At 61.8% G+C, this 23759-nt stretch carries 25 protein-coding genes and 1 pseudogene; 12 read left to right on the top strand and 14 right to left on the bottom strand.

The features are described 5' to 3' along the window. Positions 1-149: 149 nt before the first annotated feature. From NKI61_RS04670 to NKI61_RS04650, 5 genes are all read left to right on the top strand, one after another. The gene (locus NKI61_RS04670) at positions 150-338 is read left to right on the top strand and encodes a hypothetical protein (protein ID WP_352838911.1); all 189 of its coding nucleotides are present in this window, start codon (positions 150-152) and stop codon (positions 336-338) included. Positions 339-468: 130 nt separating this feature from the next. After that, the gene (locus NKI61_RS04665) at positions 469-612 is read left to right on the top strand and encodes a hypothetical protein (protein ID WP_023738314.1); all 144 of its coding nucleotides are present in this window, start codon (positions 469-471) and stop codon (positions 610-612) included. Between the two features lie 9 nt (positions 613-621). Then, positions 622-2388 (top strand): thiamine pyrophosphate-dependent enzyme, encoded by a 1767-nt coding sequence (locus tag NKI61_RS04660; protein WP_352838910.1) that lies wholly within the window; start codon positions 622-624, stop codon positions 2386-2388. 23 nt (positions 2389-2411) lie between these two features. Further along, on the top strand, positions 2412-2576 hold the full coding sequence (locus NKI61_RS04655; RefSeq protein WP_023710084.1) for a hypothetical protein: 165 nt from the start codon (positions 2412-2414) through the stop codon (positions 2574-2576). A gap of 1 nt (position 2577) precedes the next feature. Next, entirely contained in the window at positions 2578-3447 is an 870-nt protein-coding gene (locus tag NKI61_RS04650; protein WP_023707232.1) for an SDR family oxidoreductase, read from the top strand. A 305-nt stretch (positions 3448-3752) separates the two neighbouring features. Here NKI61_RS04650 and NKI61_RS04645 read toward each other — a convergent pair whose 3' ends face one another. Both NKI61_RS04645 and NKI61_RS04640 read right to left on the bottom strand, forming a co-directional pair. After that, a complete protein-coding gene (locus NKI61_RS04645) occupies positions 3753-4265 on the bottom strand; it encodes an OmpA family protein (RefSeq protein WP_023667764.1) in 513 nt (170 codons plus the stop codon). A 10-nt stretch (positions 4266-4275) separates the two neighbouring features. Next, entirely contained in the window at positions 4276-4935 is a 660-nt protein-coding gene (locus tag NKI61_RS04640; RefSeq protein WP_023682764.1) for a L,D-transpeptidase, read from the bottom strand. A 1011-nt stretch (positions 4936-5946) separates the two neighbouring features. Between NKI61_RS04640 and NKI61_RS04635 the strand changes: the two genes are divergently transcribed. Next, complete coding sequence (locus tag NKI61_RS04635; protein WP_023667766.1) at positions 5947-6111, top strand: hypothetical protein; 165 nt, start codon at positions 5947-5949, stop codon at positions 6109-6111. A gap of 201 nt (positions 6112-6312) precedes the next feature. Here the strand turns inward: NKI61_RS04635 and NKI61_RS04630 are convergent, their stop codons facing one another. Beyond that, entirely contained in the window at positions 6313-6912 is a 600-nt protein-coding gene (locus NKI61_RS04630) for an EF-hand domain-containing protein (protein WP_352759015.1), read from the bottom strand. Between the two features lie 412 nt (positions 6913-7324). On the opposite strand from NKI61_RS04630, the gene NKI61_RS04625 reads away from it, so the two are divergent. After that, positions 7325-7792, top strand: coding sequence for a hypothetical protein (locus NKI61_RS04625; RefSeq protein WP_023667769.1), 468 nt, complete (start codon positions 7325-7327; stop codon positions 7790-7792). 283 nt (positions 7793-8075) lie between these two features. Here the strand turns inward: NKI61_RS04625 and NKI61_RS04620 are convergent, their stop codons facing one another. Further along, positions 8076-8333 carry a hypothetical protein gene (locus NKI61_RS04620; protein WP_352652808.1) on the bottom strand — a complete coding sequence of 86 codons (258 nt, stop codon included), beginning with the start codon at positions 8331-8333 and terminating at the stop codon, positions 8076-8078. 1142 nt (positions 8334-9475) lie between these two features. Between NKI61_RS04620 and NKI61_RS04615 the strand changes: the two genes are divergently transcribed. Next, a complete protein-coding gene (locus NKI61_RS04615) occupies positions 9476-9700 on the top strand; it encodes a hypothetical protein (RefSeq protein WP_352838909.1) in 225 nt (74 codons plus the stop codon). 241 nt (positions 9701-9941) lie between these two features. On the opposite strand, the gene NKI61_RS04610 is transcribed toward NKI61_RS04615, so the two are convergent. From NKI61_RS04610 to NKI61_RS04600, 3 genes are all read right to left on the bottom strand, one after another. Then, positions 9942-10490, bottom strand: coding sequence for a hypothetical protein (locus tag NKI61_RS04610; RefSeq protein WP_352838908.1), 549 nt, complete (start codon positions 10488-10490; stop codon positions 9942-9944). A 10-nt stretch (positions 10491-10500) separates the two neighbouring features. Then, on the bottom strand, positions 10501-11676 hold the full coding sequence (locus NKI61_RS04605) for a zinc-dependent alcohol dehydrogenase (RefSeq protein WP_352838907.1): 1176 nt from the start codon (positions 11674-11676) through the stop codon (positions 10501-10503). 538 nt (positions 11677-12214) lie between these two features. Then, entirely contained in the window at positions 12215-12844 is a 630-nt protein-coding gene (locus tag NKI61_RS04600) for a TetR/AcrR family transcriptional regulator (protein WP_352838906.1), read from the bottom strand. A gap of 129 nt (positions 12845-12973) precedes the next feature. Here NKI61_RS04600 and NKI61_RS04595 point away from each other — a divergent pair, with 129 nt between their 5' ends. Then, positions 12974-13870: an NAD(P)/FAD-dependent oxidoreductase gene (locus tag NKI61_RS04595; RefSeq protein WP_352838905.1), complete on the top strand. Its 897-nt coding sequence runs from the start codon at positions 12974-12976 to the stop codon at positions 13868-13870. Positions 13871-14203: 333 nt separating this feature from the next. On the opposite strand, the gene NKI61_RS04590 is transcribed toward NKI61_RS04595, so the two are convergent. Genes NKI61_RS04590 through NKI61_RS04580 form a run of 3 tightly spaced genes read right to left on the bottom strand, consistent with a single transcriptional unit; the run spans position 14204 to position 17761 of the window. Then, positions 14204-14986 carry an alpha/beta hydrolase gene (locus NKI61_RS04590; protein ID WP_348625861.1) on the bottom strand — a complete coding sequence of 261 codons (783 nt, stop codon included), beginning with the start codon at positions 14984-14986 and terminating at the stop codon, positions 14204-14206. A 41-nt stretch (positions 14987-15027) separates the two neighbouring features. After that, positions 15028-16476, bottom strand: a complete 1449-nt coding sequence (locus NKI61_RS04585; protein ID WP_352747295.1) for an NAD-dependent succinate-semialdehyde dehydrogenase — start codon at positions 16474-16476, stop codon at positions 15028-15030. 58 nt (positions 16477-16534) lie between these two features. Then, a complete protein-coding gene (locus NKI61_RS04580) occupies positions 16535-17761 on the bottom strand; it encodes an iron-containing alcohol dehydrogenase (protein WP_352535606.1) in 1227 nt (408 codons plus the stop codon). Between the two features lie 175 nt (positions 17762-17936). Between NKI61_RS04580 and NKI61_RS04575 the strand changes: the two genes are divergently transcribed. Together NKI61_RS04575 and NKI61_RS04570 are read left to right on the top strand one after the other, a co-directional pair. Beyond that, a complete protein-coding gene (locus tag NKI61_RS04575) occupies positions 17937-18635 on the top strand; it encodes a GntR family transcriptional regulator (RefSeq protein WP_023710074.1) in 699 nt (232 codons plus the stop codon). 161 nt (positions 18636-18796) lie between these two features. Beyond that, positions 18797-19390 (top strand): DJ-1/PfpI family protein, encoded by a 594-nt coding sequence (locus tag NKI61_RS04570; RefSeq protein WP_023667783.1) that lies wholly within the window; start codon positions 18797-18799, stop codon positions 19388-19390. A 271-nt stretch (positions 19391-19661) separates the two neighbouring features. Here the strand turns inward: NKI61_RS04570 and NKI61_RS04565 are convergent. The 4 genes and pseudogenes from NKI61_RS04565 to NKI61_RS04550 all read right to left on the bottom strand — a co-directional run bounded on the left by NKI61_RS04565 (position 19662) and on the right by NKI61_RS04550 (position 22595). Then, positions 19662-20289, bottom strand: a pseudogene (locus tag NKI61_RS04565) (class I SAM-dependent methyltransferase). 137 nt (positions 20290-20426) lie between these two features. Next, positions 20427-21026, bottom strand: a complete 600-nt coding sequence (locus NKI61_RS04560; protein WP_023695174.1) for an NADPH-dependent F420 reductase — start codon at positions 21024-21026, stop codon at positions 20427-20429. 32 nt (positions 21027-21058) lie between these two features. Next, on the bottom strand, positions 21059-21811 hold the full coding sequence (locus NKI61_RS04555) for an SDR family NAD(P)-dependent oxidoreductase (RefSeq protein ID WP_023667786.1): 753 nt from the start codon (positions 21809-21811) through the stop codon (positions 21059-21061). Positions 21812-21860: 49 nt separating this feature from the next. Beyond that, complete coding sequence (locus NKI61_RS04550) at positions 21861-22595, bottom strand: SDR family NAD(P)-dependent oxidoreductase (protein WP_352838904.1); 735 nt, start codon at positions 22593-22595, stop codon at positions 21861-21863. 228 nt (positions 22596-22823) lie between these two features. Between NKI61_RS04550 and NKI61_RS04545 the strand changes: the two genes are divergently transcribed. Continuing rightward, on the top strand, positions 22824-23720 hold the full coding sequence (locus tag NKI61_RS04545) for a LysR family transcriptional regulator (RefSeq protein WP_352521160.1): 897 nt from the start codon (positions 22824-22826) through the stop codon (positions 23718-23720). Positions 23721-23759: the final 39 nt, after the last annotated feature.

The raw sequence follows: 23759 nt of genomic DNA, 5'->3' as shown, positions 1-23759 counted from the left end.
AGGAGCCATGCCAGACTACCGGCACGCCAGGCACCGCATGGTCGAGGCGCACATCGCCCGCCGCGGTGTGCGCGACGAACGAGTCCTTTCGCCACTGAGGCGGAATCCCGCGCGAGAAATCGTCGACGAGGGGTGCGAGGAGTTCGCCTATGGGGACGGTCCGGGCGGCGTTGCGCTCTGGCTATAGGGACCTGCAAAGACGCGACCTGAACATCGGCCAGCTCTGCCGCGAGAGCTTTTGGCGATCAGACAGCCTCGGCCACTACATGCAATCCTCGGCCTCGCAGCAGTTCGATGCCTTCGTCTGTTCGATCGCACCTCGCCTGTTCAGCCGCTGACTGCCGAACAGCGCGTCATCGGGTGGTACTGAGACCTTTGCCTTCGGCACCTGAATGCGGCCTTGCCTTCGGGCACGGAACATCTCACCGACTTTCTGGTTAGGCAGGCCGGATGAAGGGAGCTTTGCGCATGGCCACTAATTTGGAAGACGGCAAGACCGCTCAATCTTCCGACGACTTGCATGGCGGCAATCGCGGCGGCGACAAGGACCAGCGTAAGACTGACAAGACCGCGAACAAGAGCAGCCAGGCGGCGGGATCCGCATCGCGGTAGGACCGAGACATGCCGACCGCCGCGGACATCCTCATCGAGACGCTGATCGACTGGAACGTCGATATCATCTTTGGCCTGCCGGGCGACGGCATCAATGGCATCATGGAGGCGCTGCGCAGGCGGCAGGACCGTATCCGCTTCATTCAGGTGCGGCACGAGGAATCCGCGGCGTTCATGGCGTGCGCCTACTCAAAATGGACAGGCAAGCTCGGTGTCTGCCTCGCAACTTCCGGCCCTGGCGGCACACACCTCCTGACGGGACTCTACGATGCCAAGCTCGACCAAGCGCCGGTGCTCGCCATTACCGGCATGCAGTTCCACGACCTCATCGAGACCTTCACCCAGCAGGATGTCGACTTGACGCGCGTCTTCAGCGATGTCGCCGTCTTCAACGCGCAGGTCTCCGACGCGGCGCATATGGATAGCCTGGCCGGTCTCGCCTGCAGGTCGGCGCTGGCACGTCGCGGCGTTGCGCATCTGTCGATCGCTAGCGATGTGCAGGAGCACACGCTCGACCAGGCCAAGCGCTCGAAGCGCAACAAACCGTCGCATACGCCGGATCGTTGGTTCGAAGGAAGCAGGCTTCCCGACGAAGAACAACTTGCGAAAGCCGCCGAGATCCTGAACGGCGCGACGAAGGTCGCGATCCTCGCCGGTCGGGGCGCGCTTGGTGCCAGGCACGAGTTGGAAGAGACGGCGGAGCTGCTTGGTGCCCCCGTCGCAAAGGCCTTGCTCGGTAAGGCTGCCTTGCCCGACGATCACCCGCTGACGACTGGCGGCATCGGAATTCTCGGCACGCTGCCGTCGCAGGAAATCATGGAGGAATGTGACGCGCTGCTCGTCGTCGGCTCGACCTTTCCCTACATCGAATACTACCCGAAGCCGGGACAGGCGCGCGGGGTGCAGATCGAGCGCGACCCGCAGCGCATCGGCCTGCGCTATCCCGTTGAGGCCGGCCTTGCCGGCGATGCCGCCGTGACGCTGCGATTGCTGAACAAGCGCCTGAAGCGCAAGGATGATCGCAGCTTCCTCGAGAAGGCGCAGGCGGGCATGCGACGCTGGCGCGAGATGATGGCGCAGTCGGAGCAAAAGGCCGCCACTTCGCTCAAGCCCCAGGTGGTCACACGCGCATTTGGGAAACGATTGCCCGATGAGGCGATCCTGGTTGCCGATTCCGGCCAGAACACCGAGATGGCAGCCCGCCATATCGAACTGCGTGACGGGCAGGCCTTCGGCGTCTCGGGCGCGCTGGCCTCGATGGCATGCGGACTGCCCTACGCGATCGCCGCGGGCCTGGCCTTTCCCGGCCGGCCGGTCTTCGCGGTCGTCGGCGACGGCGGTCTCGCGATGCAGCTCGGAGAGTTCTCGACGGCAGTTCGGTACCGGGTCCCACTCAAGGTGCTCGTGCTCAAGAACGGCATGCTCAATCAGATCGCCTGGGAGCAGATGATGTTCCTCGGTAACCCGCAATTCGCCTGCGAACTCCAGCCCATCGACTTCGCCATGGCCGCCGAAGCCATGGGCGGCATTGGCTACAGCGTCTCTCGCGCCGAGGAGGTGGAAGGCGTTCTCGACGCTGCCCTGGCTGCTGAGGGTCCGGTGGTCATCGAGGCCGTGGTCGATCCGTACGAACCGATGATGCCACCGAAGATGCCACCGGATTATGCGAGAAATTTCCGCAAGGCGCTACCGGATACCCCCGGACGCGCGGAAATCGAGGCGAATGTGGCGCAAGAGCCGCTGAGGTCGATGATTACCGCCGGCGAGAAAGACTGACCACACGCAAGAAGGAGCACGAGTTGAACAAGACCGACAGCGGCACCGCAAATCGCGGTTCGCCGGACCTCATGGGCGGCGACCAAGCGTGCAAGGCCGAGGAATGGGGCGGTGGCTCGAAAGCCGCCAAGGGACCGATCACGGAACCGGATCGACACAACCGCAACTCCAACCAAAAAAGGACCTGACATGCAGGATGCCCAGCAGAAATATCCTCAGCCGCCGCTTCCCGAACAGCAGCAGGACATGCCCGGCTACACCGACGAGATGGATCCACGGCCCGACCACGGAGAGGAGAGCTATCGCGGCAGCGGTAAGCTGACGGACCGCGTCGCGCTGATCACCGGCGCGGACTCGGGCATCGGCCGGGCGGTGGCTATCGCGTTTGCACGCGAAGGCGCCGACGTCATCATCTCCTACCTTGAAGAGGACGAAGATGCGCAGGAGACGGCGCGCTTGGTCGAGGAAGCGGGGCGCAAGGCGGTGCTCGCACGCGGCGACATCTCGGACGAAATCTTCGCGCGGTCGCTTGTGCAGCGAGCTATCGATGAATGCGGGCGCCTGGACATCCTCGTCAACAATGCAGCCCACCAGGCGTCGTTCGAGAAGCTGGAGGACATCAGCGCGGAGGAATGGGATCTCACCTTTCGCACCAATGTCTATGCGATGTTCTATCTGTCCCAGGAAGCAGTGAAGCACATGGAACCCGGCTCGACCATCATCAACACATCCTCGATCAACGCGACCAGTCCCTCGCCGGCACTGCTTGCCTACGCCACTACCAAAGGAGCGATCGCCAACTTCACCGCCGGACTTGCAGGACTGGTAGCTGAACGCGGCATTCGGGTAAACGCGGTCGCTCCCGGGCCGATTTGGACGCCGCTGATCCCGTCGACAATGCCCTCTGAGAAGGTCAAGGAGTTCGGGAAGAACACACCGCTCAAGCGTCCCGGGCAACCGGCAGAGCTTGCAGCGACCTATGTGCTGCTTGCCTCGGAAGGATCGAGCTACACCACCGGCGCACTCTACGAGGTCACCGGTGGACGGCCGATGCTTTGAGCGAGCGTACCTGCCAGCTCCACGGCGCCCACTCCCGGTAGCACACCGACATGTGGCGAGGCTCATGCGCGATCAGGATCGCGGACAACCGCCACGTCCGCAAACTGGTCGAGGCGGATGCCGAAGCCTCCCACCAGACCCTGAACCGGAGGTTGGTAGACGGGAAGCTGACTTCATTCCGGGTCAACCGGAGCGTCAGCTTTCCGGGAGGGGCAAACGCTGGGTGAATGTCCCCGATAGACGCCTTGCAGCCATGCCGCCGTCGCGTTGTGAGACTGATTTGGCGACCAGCAAAACAGCAGCCTCTACGACTCGTCCCTCTCATCGCGCAAATTAGACACAACGCGGCGGTTCTGCGACCTGCAGGCGGAGTCGGGGCAGTCGCGGACCAGCCTGTCCTTGCCGTAGCCCTTGGCCCACATGCGGTTCCGGTCTATGCCGCCGGCGGCGAGGTAGTCCATCACCGCATCGGCGCGCTGCTGTGACAGCGCCGTTTCGCTTGCGCCGGGATCGTCGGCGAAACCCTGCAGCTTGAGCAGCCAGCGCGGATGCTTTGTCAACCAGGCGATCTGGGTGTCGAGGGTGGCCTTGGCGACAGAATCGAGCGCGGCCGAACCTTTCGTGAAGTAGGTGCGGCGGCCGACATTGAGGATAAAATCCTCCTCGCTGCCCGGTTGCACGTTCTGGAAGCCGGCAATCTCGGCGTTGGTGACGTCGGGCGTCGACGGGGCCAGCGTGTTGCTGGTCGAGCAGGATGTGGCCACAACCAGCAGGCCGGCGGCGAGCAGCCGGCGCGTGTTTTCAATCATGCGGTTCATGATGCGCCAATCATTCGACAGTGGTGGAAGCGGGCGCCTGGTCGGCGATGTGCGGCAGGACCTCCACCGCGGTGCCGATCGGGCACCGCTGGTAGAGGTCGATGATATCTTCGGGGAACATGCGGATGCAGCCGCTGGAAGCGTCGGTGCCGATGCTCCATGGCTCCAGCGTGCCATGCAGGCGGTAGCCGATGTCGGCGCCGTCGCGGTACAGATAGAGCGCTCGCGGCCCGAGCGGATTGTTGGACGCGCCGCCCGCGATCATGGGCGGCAGGTCCGGTTTGCGCTCACGCATTTCGGGGGGCGGGACCCATTGCGGCCACAGCGCGCGGCGATCGATCGTCGCGCGGCCGTACCATTTGAAGCCTTCCTTGCCGACGCCGACGCCGTAGCGGATGGCAGTCTTGTTTTCCATGATGAGGTAGAGGAAGTGGTGGCGGGTATCGACCACGACGGTGCCGACCGGCTCGCTGCTGAAATACTTGACGATCTGGCGATGCCATCTCTTGTCGATCTTGGCGAAGTTGGTCTTGCGATAGACGAAATCGTTATCGCTGGCGGTACCGGCGAAAAAGGATTTTGCCCCCGCGGCTTGAACAATATTGCTGGTTCCACCGACCGCGACCAGCGCCAGACCGCCGAGCACGACACCCCTGCGTGATAAAACCATCGGCAATCCCCCATGCCTTAAGCCTGGCGAACCATAGTTGAGAATGATTTCGGCTCAAAGTGGAAAAATGGTGCAGTGGGTGGGCCGCAAGCGGTCTGTCCGCTTGACGGCAAAATAGCGACTGCCCGCCGGCTCACGCCGGCGAGCTTTTTTGTGCGGACGGGAACATCCTCGCTCCAAGGGTGTTCTGTCACACCCGGCTCGTTCTTCATCGGTCGTGCCGGTGACCAAGATGTCCCCTCATTCATCATGGTCGGCCCGCGCAGCCTTGACCGCACGCGCGGGCCATCCCATCACAAGGCCCGCTGGCTCACGCTGGCGGGTTTTTCCGCGTCCATGCGCCGACACTCATCTTCGCATGCCTGTCACAACGAGCCAGGCGGATTCCAGTATCCGCACGCGGCGAGGAGGACTTGCGACATGCCTCGCTGCGGGATTTTCGCGATGAGAGTCTACCTAGCTCCTGCTGAACGCCATGGCTGACCACCGGGCGCGTTTGGACGACCTTCCAGTCGAAAAGCGCGCGGCAATCGCACCTTAGGCGAAGAGGCTTTGCTTTGTTGATGCAGTTGTCATCGCATCAATCGTGGGTAGCAATGCGGTTGTTGCGTGTTGTTGGAGAGATGGGGTTTCCCGAAAAGAATGAACATGCGCAGACAAAAGAAGCGAGCAGGATGCCGTGAGTACATCTGCCAAATATCTATTACCTCATATGTGCTCGCTCCTCGGAAGGCGATCCCGCCACCCTCTCGACAGTGAAGATGGCGGGATCTCAACCGGCGACAAGGGACTTCGATCGACGGTCGGTTTCCAATTCCGCGTCCGGCTGCGTGTTCCGCCGTTCGGGCTTCTTCCAACCGCAATCAGACGCAAGTCCTATCCCATAAGACTGATGGCCAAATTCGGAACATCCGCTGAAGCATTGCGTTCGGCAGCGTGAAACCCCAAGGCAAAGGATGACTAATCATGTCGAATTGCGAGACTGCAAAATCACATTCGTTAGGAAATCGCGTGGCTGATCTCACAGCCAAGATGCGTGAAGCGCAGATTGACGCGGGTGAAATGATGGCCTTCCACAAGGTTGCAACTATGTTGGAGGACAGCCAAGGACGTATCAATGGCGACGACTTGATCGCCGCATCCTTCGTTCTGCTGGAGGACCGGGCGCCCGAGTGACCCTGCGTTGGTCGGCTTCGATCGTTCCTTGATCAGCACTGCGCAGCCGTTTTTTTGTCACGGCTGGCGTCGCGGGAATAGCGCAAGGCTGGAGGGTGCTGTTAGGGCCGCCGCGCCTAACAGCCAAGAGACACCGCTTCGAATTCGACCGCCAGGCGCTCGCCCGCTTTGTCCGAGGGAGGGCATTCACTTTGAAGGCAGCTACGGCGTGTCCTCGCTATCAGTGCCATGCATGCTGGAGCCATGCATGAAGGACTGGATCTCGTCCGCATCGATCTTGCCGTCACCATTCTCGTCAATGCTACTGAACATCCTGCCCACCGCGCGTTGAACCTCGTCCTCGGACACCGATCCGTCGCCATCGGTGTCCAACAGCCCGAACATCAGTCGCATGCCGGCACCGCGCATCAGCTGATGATGCCAGCGTCCAGCCATTCTGTGTCCACGATCGCGGCCACCGTGGTTCTGCCAACGGCCGCCATCTTCATCGTGTCGGTCAGCACCCTCGTTGCGATCGCCTTGATAGTTGCGACTATCTTCCTCGCGGAAACCTTCTTCGGAACCGCGATCCTGCTGCATTCTCTCCCGGACAGCTTGCTCAACCATCTGGCGGATCATTTCGCGTGTTGGTGCATCCGCTTGTCCGGTCGCATCCGGCAACTGTCCGGCGGTCGGCGGTTCGGTTGCCGGAGCGGGTGCAGGTGTCGAGGGTGATGGTGTTCCGCTTGTCTGGGCGAGTGCGGGGGAGGTCAGGGCAATGAAAACGGCGGCCGCGGCCGTCGTGCTGTGTGGAAATCTCATGGCATGCTCCATCAGTGCTTTCGCTTGAAGGCCAAACTGGAGCTCGATGTGATTGTTCCCCGAAGGGATCAGGTCACGGCGAAGTTACTGAGGCATGCCCCCGTCTGAGGTAGATCAGGGTCTTCGCCAGAGAATAATTCGGCTCCTCTTCCCTAGGCACAAGAGGAACCGGCGCCCACTTTTGCGGGCAATGAACGTTGGACATTCGGCCTCGCCAATTTTCTGCCAATCGAACATACCGACGCACCAATTCCCTCTGCGTCCTCTCCTTTCGTGGGACGGAAGCCGTTTCGACCGCACGCCGTCAATCGCGAATCCCGCGTCCATATGCTGCGCGGCCATGATGCATATTTTTTATGTCACGGACCTCTGTCCGTCTGGACACCATGTTAGCCAGCGCTAAATCAGAGCAATGCGACGCCTCCTGCTGGGACTTACAGTTTTTCTCTTTTGGACCACGTTGCTTCAGGCCGAGGCCTGGCAGCCCTTCGGCGTCCGACAGCTTGGCTTTAGTTTCGATATTCCTCCGAATTTCGTCCTGACCCAGAATTCGGAGCAGGGCGCGGCTTTTCAGGGCCCAAGAGACGCGTTTCTGGTCGTTTGGGGCGCGCGACTGGGCAAAGCAAGTTTTCGCGCCGAGATTGAACATCGCATGATCGAGGACGAAAAGGCCGGTTGGCGACTGACCTATCGGCGCCTAGCCCCGAAATGGGCCAGCTACTCCGGGGTCAAGAATGGCGAGATTCGCTACGTCCGTGCAATTATGGTCTGCAACCAGCGTGCCGCGCTTTTCACAATGAATTATCGGAAATCCGAAAAGAAACCGTATGACCCTGTTGTTGTGCGCATGGTCCGGTCCCTGAGAGCGGAAGGATGTTAGCCAGCAAAAGGCGAGGTTGCCGTACTGTGCTTCCCTCGGCTAAGGGCCCAGTGGTCAACACGGCTCCCCAATAGCCCCGCCCAGTCACATGAAAGCAAGCACCGGCAGATATGCGGCCGAACGTTCTCACGCTGGCTCAGCCGCTCAAAGCCCATCACCGAAAAGCTGCTTAGTGCGGTCGCCAGCTAGAGCTACCACTGAGCCATTCCCGCTGCGGCTGGGTAGCGCCTCAGTTCCGTACGCGTTCATACCAAGAACGGGCGGGGCGAACGTCCTGATAGAGCTACGGCTGTAGAAGCGCGCCGCCAAACTGCGCCCACAAGCGCTCGCACTCTCTCGCCCTTAGGCTCGGGGTACCGGGCGCGCCATAGAAGACCATGGCGCCGCGAATGTCGTATCCAAGCACCGAGGCGTTGGCCACGAACTGGATGGCTCTTCCCAAGCTGGTGATGCCGATGTCGACCTCACCTTTGTTGGTGAGGTCGACCACGCCTACTATTTCCGCATTGGCGCTCCTGCCCGCCAAAACGGCCGTCGACATCGAATCATGCACGGCAAGAAGCATTTCGGTGAGTTGCCCGGTGGAAGGGCTCTACAAACGCTTAAACGTCAGGTTTGTTCCCAACTGGCCTTGGCGGCTTTCCTACGACCAAGAATGCGACTGCGATTACGCGTATCAATAGAATCACTGCGAACAGGATTGCCATGATTTCCGCGCACTGTATCGGATCACTCCGCGGCGAAGAAAACCCCGCAACATATCTCAGATAGCGGCGGGTGTTCGGCTGTAAGAACCAAACTGAGACCCGCGGCCTCTCATGTGCGCGTAGTTGACATCGTCTGCTGGCCCGAACGGTCAAGCCGAAGAGCCCAGTTCCTCTCAGCATCGAGCAGTTCATTCTGCTCAATCAAGCCATTCATAAACAGCCTGAGTATATGCGCAGCTATGCGCTCTCCGTTCTGCGAAGCAAGAGGTAGGGCGCGCTCTTTGCAGACCGTGTGACAAACCTGGGCGAGCATCTCAATCTCGCTTGGCCCCAAAAACCGACCCGGATACAACATACCGTTTTCCTGTTGGAGAGTTGGAATGGCTATCCATTACGCAGGGTCACCGGCAGCCACAATCAACTATGATAGTGAGATGTCGAGTCCCGGTGGAAAAAACAGTGAGGTCCCAAAAGCGGTCGCGCTTGTCTCCGATTGACAGATGCCTCGACGCTACACCGACCAGCGCTACCGCACCCGCTTCATCGACGCGGCTTTGCAAAGGCCTATGACCAGTTCGCTACCAGCTGCCGGACCGCCCAGGCGAGCATGCCGCCGGCCATCACCGAAAGCGCGATGTCGTGGATGAGGCAGCCTTTTCCGTATACATCCAGTTGTTACGCTGCGCATCTGCTTCGGTTCGAAAACTCGCCGCGAGCCTGGCGTGCTCGCGTGTCCGGGCCGAAAACGCCTTCACAGCCCACATGTTGATAACGACATCGATGAGGCTGCCGCCGACCTCGTTGGCATAGGATGCTTCCCGGCAAGGGCATCGACCAATGCCCCGGGGCCGACCAGCACGAACCTGCGGGGGCTTTCCCGGAACAAAGCGTCGACGATCCGGTTCGGCAGGGAAGCGGCCAAAATTCATGCCATCGGAGATGCCGAGGCAGATGACAGATGAAAGGGAAGCTGAAGATGACGAAGTCTCGCGACCGCACCGTTCCCGGCGACGGCAAGATCGAAACCGGCCCGAACACATCTCCGCAACAGGATCCGGCAGAGGGGTCGCGCGAGACAGTCGATCGCGAACTCGAGCGGACAGACGACGATAATAATTCCGACGAAGTGGAACGCTTGCGCCGAGACCTGCGGAAAGGGGTGGCGGAAGAGACCGAGCTTCCCGAACGCGGCTCGGCCTGAGGATCGCCGGAACCTTGCCAATGGAAGGCTCGACGCCGGTCGGATCGCTGCTTGCTTCGTGCCTTTAGCGCACCGGCCACACAACCCATGCGCGGCGGTGACCCAGGACGGCGAGAACGGCCGCGCGACGGTCCACTCTGTTCCAGCAAACTCGGCTCGCCGAAAGCAACCACCTCTGGCGTTAGGGCCTGACGAGATGCCACCTGTCCAGGTCGCATGGCGCCAGGGTCGGAAATCTCTATCAGGCTGCGCCGGCCTCCTGGCTGCGCTGCGAGCGGGCACTGTCGCGGGCTGCGGCAGTGCCTCCGGGAAAGCCGCTTCGATCGCTGTAATCGCGTGGCTTGGTCCCCCTCCGAGAGTGGCGCGCGGTCACGCTTTTCGCACCGATGATGTCGAGCAATGTGATGCCGGCGACCATCGCAAGCGCAAGGCCCACATTATCGCGCTTTGGGTTGCCAGGCCGATACGCTGTCAGCAATGTCGCGATATCCAGGCCGTCGCCGGCCACCCGGCTCCACAGCCCCGCTTGCTTGTCCACTGAAAGCGAGAGTATGCCGCTGCTTATTTCCCGCGCCCCATAAGCGCGGATCAGATCTTCCTTGCCGCGCATGCCGAGCGCGCCGGCAATCCGCTCGGCGCCAACCAGCTCGGCGACGCCAAGCGCGATGCTGAACCAGCCGAGCTTGCGGGCAAGGCCATCGGAGGCCGCGACCGCACTCTGCCCAGTCTTCAGCACTTTGGGATCGCCAGGCGATCGGGTGATGTTGGTAAGTTTGGCAATCACGTTCATGACGATTTCCCTACGGTTTCAGTACAACCTTGATGCAGCTGTCCTGCTTGTCGCGAAACACCTTGTACATCTCGGGTCCCTGCTCGAGCCCCACGGTATGGGTGATGACGAAGGATGGGTCGATCTGGCCATCTTCGATGCGGCGCAACAGATCCTCGGTCCAACGGTTGACATGGGTCTGCCCCATTCGGAAGGTGAGCCCCTTGTTCATTGCCTGTCCCATCGGTATCTTGTCGACCAGCCCGCTGTAGACGCCGGGGATCGAGATCACGCCGGCCGGCCGGCAGGCATAGATCATCTCACGCAAAACGTGCGGTCGATCATTTTCCATCAGCATCAACTGCTTTGCGCGATCGTAGACGGTATCGGGCTGGGCCAGCGAGACGTGGCTTTCCATGCCGACGCAATCGATGCACTTCTCCGGGCCCTTTCCGCCGGTGAGTTCCCGCAGTCGTTCGACGACACTTTCCTCGGCGAAATTGATGGCGATGGCGCCGCCGGCCGCGGCCATGGAAAGCCGCTCCGGCAGGCAATCGATCGCCACCACCTGTTTCGCGCCGAGCAGCAGGGCGCTGCGTATGGCCATCTGCCCGACTGGGCCACAGCCCCACACAGCAACCGTATCGGTGGGCTCAATGTCGCACTGTGCCGCCGCCTGCCATCCGGTAGGAAAAATATCGCCGAGGAAGAGAACCTGCTCGTCGGTAAGGCTGTCAGGCACCTTTACGTGCGTGGCATCGGCGAACGGCACACGCATGTATTCCGCCTGTCCCCCAGGATAGCCGCCGGTCAAATGAGTGTAGCCGAACAGACCCGCGGTGGTGTGCCCGAACACCTTGTCACCGAGATTCTTCTTGCGGTTTGTGCGTTCGCAAACCGAAAAGTTCTGTCGCTTGCACTGGTCGCACTCACCGCAGATTATGGTGAACGGCACGACGATGCGGTCTCCCTTCTTCAGAGCGCCGTTGACGCCCTTGCCGACCTCAACGACCTCTCCCATCATCTCGTGGCCCATGATGTCGCCGGGCAGCATGGCTGGCACATAGTTGTGGTAGAGGTGAAGGTCGGAGCCGCATATCGCACAACTCGTCACCTTGATGATCGCGTCACGTTCATCCTCAATTCCCGGGTCCGAAACCTGATCGCAGCGTATGTCTTCCTTGCCGTGCCAGACCAACGCTCGCATAGCTTGCTCCTATTTTCGCAAGATCTGTGGGTAGGGACCTCGCGCCTGTCCTAAGCGGGCCGATGCCTGGTTGGATCGACTGTGCCGCTGCTTGTCGAACCACAGGGGCGGACCGATGTTCCGGGAGCTCGAGAGAATTTTTGGGCCATTCCAGACCTGCACCTTGGAAGGATCCGTCGCGGGCACCAGCGGCCTTCCCAGGCGCGTCGGGGCACGAACCGCTGGAGCCCGAGCCACGAATGGACGTACTCAAGTGTGCCAAAGAAGGTCCGTCCGCAGGTGTCCCTTCGCGGCGATCGACACCTCATCTGCTCGATTCTCGCGGCCATAACCGGCATTCTCTTCCTCGCCCTCACAGGTCGGCGGAGGCGCTCAAGGGTCAGCGCTGTGTGACCGGAGCAGGTAGGAGATGCCGCTCACCGGCGGGCGCGCAGCCCGACCCGACGCGATCGACATGGGGTGGATGGGCGCCCATCGCGACGGCGACACTAGCGGAGTATTTCGCAGAAATACAATGATTAGCGGGCAGGGCGGACTGCTAGCCGTGCGCAGCGATGAACATGGCGACGGCCGACCGGCAATAGGATTCGATTTCATTGTCGTCCGCCGCTCTCGCCTCATCGAAGCGTGCGATAATCAAAAGATCGGATCCTTTGAAAAGCGCGGCAAACAAGCGGGCGGACCGGAGAGGATCGGGCACGTTCAGAACCGCCTTCGCGTGCAACTGACGCAACAGGACCTCGATTTGGGCGATGACATGGGCGGGGCCGGCTTCGAAATGGAGCTTGCTTAACGACCTTGGATTCGTCTGGTCGGCCATGACCATGGCTTCGACACTGCGGACGTCTGATCTCAACAGCGTCCGAAGCAGGGATGATCCCACCGCCATGAGCTGATCTTCGACCGAACCGCCGACGCCTTCAAGAAGGGCCAGTGGCGCAAACAACTGATGGCAGCCGGCCGCGATGGCCGCGCTGAACAGCGCCTCCTTGTTCTCGAAATGCCGATAGATGCTGAGCTTGGATATCTTCGCCCGCTGGGCGACCTTGTCCAATGTGGTCGCTTGAAAACCCAATTCCACAAAGAGTTCGGACGCAGCGTCGAGTATCGTTTGGCCAAGCGCCTCGTTGGCGGGCCGGCCGCGCCGGCCCTGGCTATTTTCGGTCACGACAATTCCAGTCCTTGACAGTATCCAAATTCTCGGATTACGATACCATGTAGTTTCTGAAATGCGCAAGCCGATGGGTAGGTTTCAACCAGGTCCAACCAGCCCCTCATCCACAACACGGAGCCCATCATGGATGACGTCATCATCATCGGCGGCAGCTTTGCCGGTCTCGCCGGCGCCCTGCAACTCGGCCGTGCCCGCCGTAAGGTCACCGTTCTCGATACCGGCCTGCCGCGCAACCGCTTCGCCGGCCACTCGCATGGCCTGCTCGGCCACGATCACAAGCCACCGCTGGACATCCTGGCCGAGGCGCGGCGGCAGCTGGCGCGCTATCCCACGATCAAGCTGGTCAATGCCCGGGCCGACAGCCTCTCCGGGGCCATCGACGATTTCTCCGTCCTCACTGGCGATGGCGGAAGCCTCGGCGCGCGCCGGCTGATCCTGAGCTATGGCGTCGCCGACCAGATGCCTGATGTTCCGGGCTTTGCCGAAGGTTGGGGCACGTCCATCGTGCCCTGCCCCTATTGCGACGGCTTTGAAGTCGCCGGCCAGCATTGGGGCCTCGTCTGGTCCGGCCCACAGTCGATGAATCAGGTCAGGCTGTTCCACGATTGGACCGACAGGTTGACGGTCTTCGCTGATGGTCACGACATTCCGCCCGATATCCGGGCCGGTCTGGCGCGCCGCAACATACCTGTCGTCGACGGCCGGATCAGCGAGATCGCCCATCACGGGGGGCATAACGCCACCGTCAAGCTCGATACCGGCCCCAAGGTCGCGGTCGACATCCTGTTCGCGCATCCGCGCAACAAGTCGTCCGCAAGCCTGCATGAATCACTGGGCCTCGCCACGGTCGATACGCCCCTCGGCGTAATCCTCAAGGTCGACGAGCGCCGCGAAACCAGCATGCGCGGCATCTACGCCGCGGGCGACCTCGCCAACCCCCTCACGCCGCCATCGGTCACCCTGGCAATATCGCACGGCGCGACGGCGGGCATCTTCGCCCAGCAGTCGATGCTGGTGTGAGAGCGCAGATTCCCTTCTCCGGGGTGCCGCGGGCTATCATATTCTGAAGGTTGCGGGCCGGTGTTGCGGAACGTCGGCCCGCTCTCCCCTGAAGGGCGTCTTTGGCCGGCCAGCCTTGAGAACTCAACTGGGCTGCCTGCATGACGGCGATCGCCGACATCGGTTATCAAGCTCAATCACGCTGGAAAGCATGAACCACGTCGACGTCGACATCGCCGGCGGGCTTACGGTATGGGGACCGGTGGCGGAAGATTCGCCACCGCGGTCGGCACCTCGATGCTGCGACGCTACTGCGAAGAACGGTCGCGCCCAGCAGCGCTTCTGGCGGAACTCTCAGGCGGCCACGACGCGGGCCAGCAGTGACGCGGCCTCGGTACCAGCCAAGCCAAGGTCACGGACGCTGCTCATGTGATTGGCCCCGCCAAGGGTGGTGCGCGAAACAGTCAGTCCCTGTGTGTCAAGGTGGTCCGTGAAGAGTGCGGCCTGGCTGTGGAACGGCGGCGTTTCATCGGCGCCGACCAAGATATCTACGTCCACGGATGGATCGAAACTGTGATCGATGGGCGAGAATCGGCGGGCCTCCTCGTCGGTGATCGCGATCTCGGCGGCAAGGAACGACATCTGCAATGGCTTCAGGTCGTAAAGGCCGCCAAGCAGCAGCGCAGCTTTGATGCCGGAAGCCCGCTCGTCACCGTCGAAAAGCATTGTTGCCAGATGCGCACCGGCGGAATGACCGCTAACGGTCAGCAGGCCGGGATTGCCGCCATGGTGTGCGACATTGTCAAATACCCATCGCTTGGCGCGGCGCACCTGGTCGACGATCCTGGCCATCCTGACGGTCGGCATCAGCGCGTAGTCGACAATGACCGCGATCGCACCTGCGTTCGTAACGGTCTCGGCGACGTAGGAATAGTCGCGCTTGGAGAACATGCGCCAATAGCCCCCGTGGATGAACATGTGCACCGGCAGGCGGTCCCGTTTGCCCTCGGGAAAGAACAGATCCACGGTTTCGGTGGCGTCAGCCCCGTAGGCGACATCGGCGACCATGGGAACATTCGCCCTGGTCTCCTCGCTTCTGCGAACGATCTCGGCGACCATGTCGTCGAACTCGACCACATGATCGCGAATGCGAAACGGATCTTTGGCGTGATGTCCGCTCACAGGGTCACGGCGATGTACTTGGCCTCCATGAACTCGGCAACGCCATGCTTCTGGCCGCCTTCTCGCCCCAACCCGCTTTGCTTTACTCCGCCGAAGGGCGCCGCCGGATCCGACATCAGGCCGCGGTTGAGCGCGATCATGCCCGACTCGATCTTTGATGCCACGCGCATTCCTCTGGCCAGGTCGCGCGTGTAGATGTAGGCCGCGAGACCGTATTCTGTGTCGTTGGCCTTGGCGATGACCTCCGCCTCGCTGTCGAAGCGACTGATCGGCGCCACGGGACCGAAGATCTCCTCGTGAGCCATGGCAACGTCGGCCGGCACGTCCTTGAGCACCGTTGGCGGATAGAAAAAGCCTCTGCCTTCAGATACGCCGCCGCCACACAGGATTTTGGCGCCGCGGGCAACGGCGTCCTGCACAAGCCTGTCGATCTTGTGCACAGCCTTCCTGGTGATCATCGGCCCGCATTCTGTGTCTGAGTCTGTGCCCGGGCCCAGGTTGAGTGCCGCCATGCGTTTGCTCAAGCCTTCCGCGAAAGCATCATGGATGCCGGCCTGGACGTAAAGCCGGTTGGCGGCCGTGCAGGCTTCGCCGGCGTTGCGCATCTTGGCAACCATCGCACCGTCGAGGGCTGCTTCCAGGTCGGCGTCGTCGAAGACGATGAAGGGTGCGTTGCCGCCAAGCTCCATGGAACAGGAAATGACGTGCTTTGCGGCTTCGGCCAGCAGCACGCGCCCGACGCCGGTCGAGCCGGTGAAGGACAGCTTTCGCACGCGCGGATCGGCCAGCATGGCCGCCGTCACCGGTCCGGGGGTCGAGGTCGTCAGGACGTTGACGACGCCGGGCGGCACGCCGGCTTCCTCGTAGAGCGCCGCAAGCGCATAGGCCGTCAGCGGTGTCTCGCTGGCGGGCTTCAGGATCACCGTACAGCCGGCCGCCAGCGCCGGAGCGATTTTACGTGTCGCCATGGCAGCCGGGAAATTCCATGGCGTGATGAGCACGCAAATGCCGATGGGCTGGTAGTCGACAATGATCCGGTTCGCGCCCGAGGGTGCAAGGCCGAACTCGCCGTTGATGCGGACCGCTTCCTCGGCGTTCCAACGAAAGAATTCCGCCGCATAGGCGACTTCGCCGCGCGCATCGCGCAGCGCCTTGCCGTTCTCCAGCGAGATCAGCGCGGCCAACGTCTCCGCCCGTTCGGTCATCAGTTCGAAGCAGCGCCGCAGGATTTCCGATCGCCTGCGTGGCGGGGTCTCGCGCCAGCCGGCCGCCGCCTTCGCGGCAGCGTCGACGGCGGCGGCGGCATCAGTGAGCGTTGCATCGGGAACCGCAGCGATCACGGCTTCAGTCGAGGGATCGACCACTTCGATCACGCGGCCCTCCGATGAGGGCCGCCAGCGTCCGCCAATGTAGAGACCGTGCGAGACCGTGGCGTAGTCGAACATATCTTGATCCTCGTCGGATATGCCTGCGGCAATGTTCATTGGATGAACTCCTGGTCGATCACATCATGGTGGCGGACATGTCGCCGTCATAGGCAGCCCTGACCAGCCGTCGCATCGCGGCGCGGTCGAACGGACGCGGATTGTTCTTGATCAATCGGTCGATGCCGAGCGCCTGCTCGGCCGTCCAGTCGATCTTGTCTTCGGGAAGACCCAGTTCGGCCAATGTCGGCGTGATGCCGATGGCGCCAAACAGCCGGCTCACCTCCCGGATGGTGGCGTGCGCCAAGGCATCGGCGCCGCCGCCCTGAAGGGAAAGGCCAAGAGCAGTGCCGACTTCCGCAATCTCCGCGGCTGCTGCGGCCAGGTTGTAGGCCATCACATAGGGCAGCATGGTGGCGACCCCCAGACCATGCGGGGTGTGGGTAAGCGCACCGACGGGATACTGCACCGCATGGGCGGCGGCCGTTCCCGCCGTGCCGAAAGCGCAACCGGCGGCCAGCGCTCCCATCATCACGTCGGCGCGCGCATCCTCGTCCGATCCGTCGCGATATGCCTTTTCCAGACTGCGGCCGAGCAGCCTGATGGCCAAAAGCGCGAAATGATCGGTCAGAGCGCTCTTGCCGATGAACACGTGCTGTTGCGGCAAATGAGGGTCGGCGCCGCGTTTGGCCGCTGTGAAGGCCTCGATTGCGTGCGTCAGCGCGTCGGCGCCGGCGATCGCCGTCAAGGATGGTGGACAGGTCACCGTCAGATCCGGATCGCAAAGCGCCACTGCTGCGATGAGATGCGGACTGGCGATACCCACTTTCAGCGTCCGATCCGGGTCGGAGATCACGGCAACGGGGGTCACCTCGGAGCCTGTTCCAGCCGTCGTCGGCACTGCGATCACCGGAAGGGTAGGGCCGGGTACCTTGAACTCGCCATAGTAGTCCTCGAGCTTGCCGCCGTGGCTGAGCAGAAGTGCAGCGCATTTGGCCATGTCGAGGCAACTGCCGCCCCCGATGCCGATCACCATGTCCGGCTTGAAATCTTTCGCTTGCGCAATGCAGGCGGCGACGCTGTCGCGCGGCACATCCGGCAGCGTTCGGTCGAAGACCAACGTCTCGATCGCCGCGTTGTGCAAGCCAGCGAGAATCTCGGCGAACTGCGACGTCGCCGCGAAGCGCTCATCGGTACAGACGAACGCGCGGCGCCCATATTTGGCGGCGATGGCAGGCAGGACATGGCGCTGGCCTTTGCCGAACAGAATCTCGCTCGGCAGGCGCGCCGCTGCAAACAAGCTCATGCACAAGATCCTGCGAAGACGGGTTGGAAGCCGACAGGCTTGGCTTCGTGCCAGAGGCCGACCTCGGCCGCGCTGCAGGTCATGATCATGCGATATCCTCATAAAATCGTATAGGATATAGGATTGAGTTTCGCGGAGCATCGTGTTAGTGGGTGGTTCTGTCAAGAGGCAAACGATGCAGAACACGGACCTGACGGTTGACAATGAAGCCCGTGCGACCCGTCGTATTCAGCGCGCCAACAGCCTGGCTGGCGACGTTTACGAAGCAATATTCGCGCAGCTCATGTCTTTGAGGATTGCTCCGGGATCGCGCATCACCGTCGACAATCTCGTCAAGGAATTCAACGTCTCGCATACCCCCATTCGTGAAGCGCTTGGCAGGCTGGAGGGGGAAGGGCTGGTTCTGAAAACCCACCTGATCGGCTATCGCGCCGCCCCACAAATCACCCGCCGGCGCTTCGACGAGCTTTACGAGCTGCGTCTATTGCTTGAACCTGCCGCCGCGGCCAAAGCCACCGCAACAATGGACGGCGAGCGCCTTGCCGCGCTGCAGGAGGCGGCCGGCGTCATGGCTCGGCGGGTGGGGAAAGACGAACGCCTGCGCTATTCGAACTTCGCCCGTCAGGATGCCATCTTCCACGACAAGATCGTCGAGTTCGCCCAAAACGAACTCATTCGCGAGACACTGAATCACCAGCATACCCACTTCCATATCTTCCGGCTGATGTATCACTCCAGGGTGACCGAAGAGGCGCTCGACGAGCACGAGGCTATTCTCGCTGCCTTTGCCGCGGGCGATCCGGACGCCGCCGAAAAAGCCATGCGTGCGCACATCGAAAATTCGCGGGACAGGCTCCTGCCTGCGTTCGAGTAGCCTGGCGATGCTGCTTGCCCGAGGCACCCTCAAGCGCGGCGCGCCGCTGTCCGCCCAGCCTGCCGCCTACGAATTCTATTCCCCGTTCTGAGCCGATTTCGATCCCGGGAAGCGAGGCGCGCAGTGCACCTCGCCCCTGAAACAAGCCGAGAGGAAAAGACATGCCAGCCAAAAAAATCCTGATGCTGACCGGTGATTTCACGGAGGAGTATGAAATCTTCGTCTATCAGCAGGCGATGGAAGCGGTGGGACACACCGTTCATGTCGTGTGCCCCGACAAAAGCGCCGGAGACATGATCAAGACATCGCTGCACGATTTCGAGGGCGATCAGACCTACACCGAAAAGCCCGGCCATAACGCGCTGATCAACAAGACCTTCGCCGACGCCGAGAAGCAGCTGAGCCAGTACGACGCTGTCTATTGCGCCGGCGGTCGTGGCCCCGAATACATCCGCACCGACAAGCGGATACAGGCAATGGTGCGCCATTTCCACGAGGCGAAAAAGCCGATCTTCACGATCTGCCATGGCGTCCAGATTCTGATCGCGGTCGACGGCGTCGTGCGCGGCAAGAAGGTGGCGGCGCTCGCCGCTTGCGAGCCGGAGGTGACGCTTGCCGGCGGCACTTATATCGATCTGTCTCCCACCGACGCCTATGTCGATGGGACCATGGTTTCAGCCAAAGGCTGGACCGCGCTTGCGGCGTTCATCCGTGAATGCCTGAAGGTGTTGGGAACGGAAATCCACCATTCTTGAACGGTTTGTCCCGGCGCATCCCTGAGGAGATGCGCCGGCTCCCTCAACGGCGCGGCGACTTCCGTCATTTCATCAAGTTCAAATCAGGAACCTGCGGCAGGTGTGCTCCAGAACCTTGTGCCATCATCACCTCGGACGCCTTCAAGCGCTGCCGCATCGCGTGCGTGCACCAGCGCGCCATCCTCGTTGACCTTTCCCAGCTTGACGGGTGCCAACCCGAGTTGATTGGCCCATTGGAGAGGTCGACATGAAAGTCGGCGCCCGGGAGCTGTCAGGGTTTCACGAACCGGAACGCGAAGCGATCGGTCTCGCCCTTGATCGCGGGATCGAACACCTTGATCGAGTGCGGGTCATCCTTATTCACCAGCACGGTGCTTTCCGCGTCCAGTACGAAGCCGGCCGCCTCCACCTCCTCGCCGACGAATGCAGGGTCGATCCGATGCAGCGACCGGGTCGCTCGTGCCCGACCCAGCGGCGGCGGCGTGGTCGACGATGACGTAGGACCCACCGGGTTTCAGCCGCTTGTAGACAGCTCGATTGAAGTCGGCCGCCGTCGCACCCTTCTTCTGCAGGGCGGTGTGAAGATCGTGGTAAAACAGGTGCAGCCATAGGACATCCGCTGGCGGCGTGACCTCCGGCATCGCGACGAGATCCGCCGAGGCGGCTTCGACGTTCTCTCGGCCCGGCTCCTTCGCGAGCGTCCGCATGAGGCCGACCGGATCGTTCTTGAAGTGGGCGACTTCGGCCGGCACGAAGCTGTAGACCCGCCCCTCTGATCCGACGATGTCGGAGAAGAGGCGCGTCCAGTCTCCGTCGCCAGGGTAGACGTCGATCACGGTGGAGCCCGCCTCGATTCGTGCGAACCGGATTAACTCGGATACCTTGGATTGGTCGTACATCGAAATCTCCTTAGGAGTGGATATTCTTCTCGGTGCTCATAGTGATTTCTCCATTTTGCTCGGATCGGATCGCGCTTGATCCGATCCGAGTTCCGATCGAGTGCGTGGTTTCTTTGCCGGTGGGGACGTCGCGCTCGTCAGTCGAATTTGACCAAGTCCTTGAAGATCAGATGACCCCAGCTGTCTCCGCGCGCCTGGACCAGCAGGCCACCTTCCGACACCCCGCCAAGCTTGATCGGCGCGAAACCGAGATTTTCCGCAAGCTCCCCAGTCTGTGTTGCGGCAGCATCATCGTCGCTTGCCAGGAACACGACCCTCCGGCCACCATGTACGGCCGGATCCTGATCAAGCACCGGGGCGACCAGATGGTTGAAGCCCTTGACCAGTTTTGCGCCAGAGAAGGCCTGCGCGATGAACTTGGAAGAAGGTTGTCCTCCCAGTTCCTCAGGGGGCACGCCATAGGCATTGGTCACATCGATGATCGTCTTCCCCTGCCAGGTGGGGAGCGCCTTCGCAACATTCGGGTGCGCCTCGAAGCGGACAGCCAAAAAGATGATGTCCGCCTTGATGGCTTCCGCCAGTTTTTTGGGGATGATGGTGGGTCCGATCGCGGCCGCATCGGCGGCAAAGCTTTCCGGGTCGCGTGTGGTTGCAACGGAAACTTCGATGCCGTTTCGGGCAAACGCCTTGGCAAGGGCCCGTCCGATATTGCCGAATCCTACGATTGCATAGTTCATAGTACTTCTCCGATCTGGTGCTAATGCCGGGGTCAGACTTGCGCCATGCCTCCGTCGACGGCGAGATCCACGCCGGTGACGAAAGAACTTTCATCGGAGGCGAGGAACGTTACGGCAGCCGCGATTTCCTCTGGTTTGCCCCTGCGACCCATTGGGATCTGTGACGCAAACTGGGCGGCCGCTTGCTCGGCTTGCTCAGGGGTAAGGCCAGTCGTTGTCTCCAAGGCCGGCGTCTCGATTGGTCCCGGACTCATTGCATTGACGCGGATTTTGCGGTCTTTGAATTCCAGTGTCCAAGCGCGCGCGAAGTTGCGTACAGCCGCCTTGCTCGCGGCGTAGGTACTAAACCCTGGAAGCCCCAACACGTTCGACACTGAAGAATTCAGGATGATCGAACCGCCGTCTTTGAACAGGGGAAGGGCCTTCTGCACCGTAAAGAACAGACCCTTCACGTTCACATCGAAGGTCTGATCAAAATGTGCCTCGGTAGCGACGGCGAGCGGTGCGATCGTCCCCGCGCCGGCGTTGGCGAAGAGAATGTCGATATGACCATGTTTCACCTTCACGACGGCATAGAGGCGATCCAGATCTTCCAGGAGCGACACGTCACCCACGACCGTCGTAACGTTTTTCATGATGAAGGCTGCGGCCTCCTTCAACTCCTTCTCTCTTCGCCCGGTAATCACGACGTGCGCTCCTTCTTCTACGAAGCGCTTGGCTGTGGCCAATCCGATCCCGCTGCTTCCGCCCGTGATGACTGCGATCTTGCCTTCGAGTTTTTTCATAATTCTTTGTCTTTCGTTGCGCGCGGCCCAGGTGCGGACCGCGCTGGGGTCAGAGTTGAGCCAGGCCGCCGTCGACGGCGACTTCGCTGGCGGTCATGAAGCTGCTGTCCGGCGACGCGAGAAAGGCGGCCACGGCCCCGATCTCCGCCGGATTGGCCATGCGCTGGAGCGGAGTCATCGCGCCGTAGGCCTTCTGGCCTTCCTCGCCCAACGCCTCCTTCGCGAGTTCGGTCGCCGTCGCCCCGGGCGACAACACGTTTACCCGGATGCCGGTGCCCTTCAGGTCCTCCGCCCAGGTCCGCGCCAGGTTGCGCACTGCCGCCTTGCTCGCGCTATAGGCAGTGAACCCCGGAGCGCCCGTGGTGCCGGCGCTCGAGCCGGTCAGGATGATCGAACCGCCCTGGCTCATCAGCGGCAGCGCCTTCTGGACCGTGAAGATCGTACCCTTCACATTGGTGTCGAAGGTTTCGTCAATGTGCCTGGCGGTGATCTGCCCGAGCGGAAGCAGACTTCCCGCCCCGGCATTGGCGAAGACGATATCGAGGCTTCCGCGCTCGGCCTTCACCGCAGCGTAGAGTCGGTCGAGGTCGGCCTCATCCGAGACCGAGCCCTTAACCGCGCGGGCACTAGGCCCAAGGTCGGCCACGGCAGCGTCGAGCGCTTCCTGCCGGCGGCCGAAGACGAAGACGAAGGCGCCCTCCTCGATAAAGCGCTTGGCTGCGGCGCGGCCGATGCCCGTAGCGCCGCCGGTTATCACAGCGGTCTTTCCATTCAGTCTGTTCATGTCATGCATCCTTCGTTTCGCCGTCTCGTATCTTTGGCTGCACGGGAAAGTCCCGCGAGAGCCTCAAGATGGGTTCGCCGAAGTCGGGCGGTGAGTGCGCAATCGCGCACATCGCTGGTGCGAAAACGATCCAGCTAGATGATTGAACGCCGCGGCGACCGCACGAACTACGGCTGATCGTGTTAGTATGGGCTTTGCAAGCCGCACTTCGCTGCGCAGGAATGCACCATGATCGACTGGGATGACGTTCGCTACTTTCTTGCCGCCGCGCGCGGCGGCTCGGTGCGTGCTGCCGCCGCGCACCTCGGTGTGAACCACTCGACCGTGCTGCGACGCATCGCTCAGCTCGAGGAACGCCTCGGGGCGCAGATGTTCGAAAAGCTGCCTTCCGGCTACCGCCTGACGGCTGCGGGCGAAGAGGTCCTCGATCTCGCGACACAGATGGAAGCGTCGTCGCACCAGTTGGAGACGCGAGTCTTCGGTCGTGACCAGAGCGCGCGCGGGCTTTTGCGGGTGACGCTTCCACCGTTCCTCGCCACACACCTGCTCATGCCGGATCTCGCCGACTTCGCGCGTCTACATCGCGACATCGAGATGGAAATCCTGTCGTCCGGCGAGCTGGCCAATCTGACCAACCGAGAGGCCGACGTCGCGATCCGCATTGTCGCCGACCGCAAGACCCTGCCGCTCAATCTTCACGGCCTGAAGGGACCGGAGCTGTTCAGCGGCGTCTACATGTCTCGCGATCGACTAGCCGCGTGGCGTGCGGGCACGCCTGATCCCATCCGGTGGATAGGCATAGACAATCATGGAATTCCGGACTGGGCGCGCGAGGGAGAAGTTCACGTGACGGGAGTACCGTTCAGGACACCTGACGCCGAGACGCAGATCATCGCGGCGCACCAAGGGATTGGGATAACGAAACTGCCGTGCTTCGTTGGAGATGCCGACCCCCTGCTGGTGAGGGTGCCGGGGATCGACGTGCCCATGCATGGGACACTGTGGCTTCTCACGCAAGGCGAGACACGCAAGACGAAGCGGGTGCGGCTCTTCACGGAGTTCGTATCCCGCAGGCTCGCCGCGTACGCTCCGCTTCTCGCGGGGCTGTCCATATCGCGCGACTGACGCCCGGCAGGTCGGCCGGCAACGCTTCCCGCAATCCGG

Origin of the sequence: Mesorhizobium sp. M0514, assembly GCF_040321145.1 — a bacterium.
Classification (GTDB): domain Bacteria; phylum Pseudomonadota; class Alphaproteobacteria; order Rhizobiales; family Rhizobiaceae; genus Mesorhizobium.
This window is presented reverse-complemented; position numbering and strand designations above follow the sequence as displayed.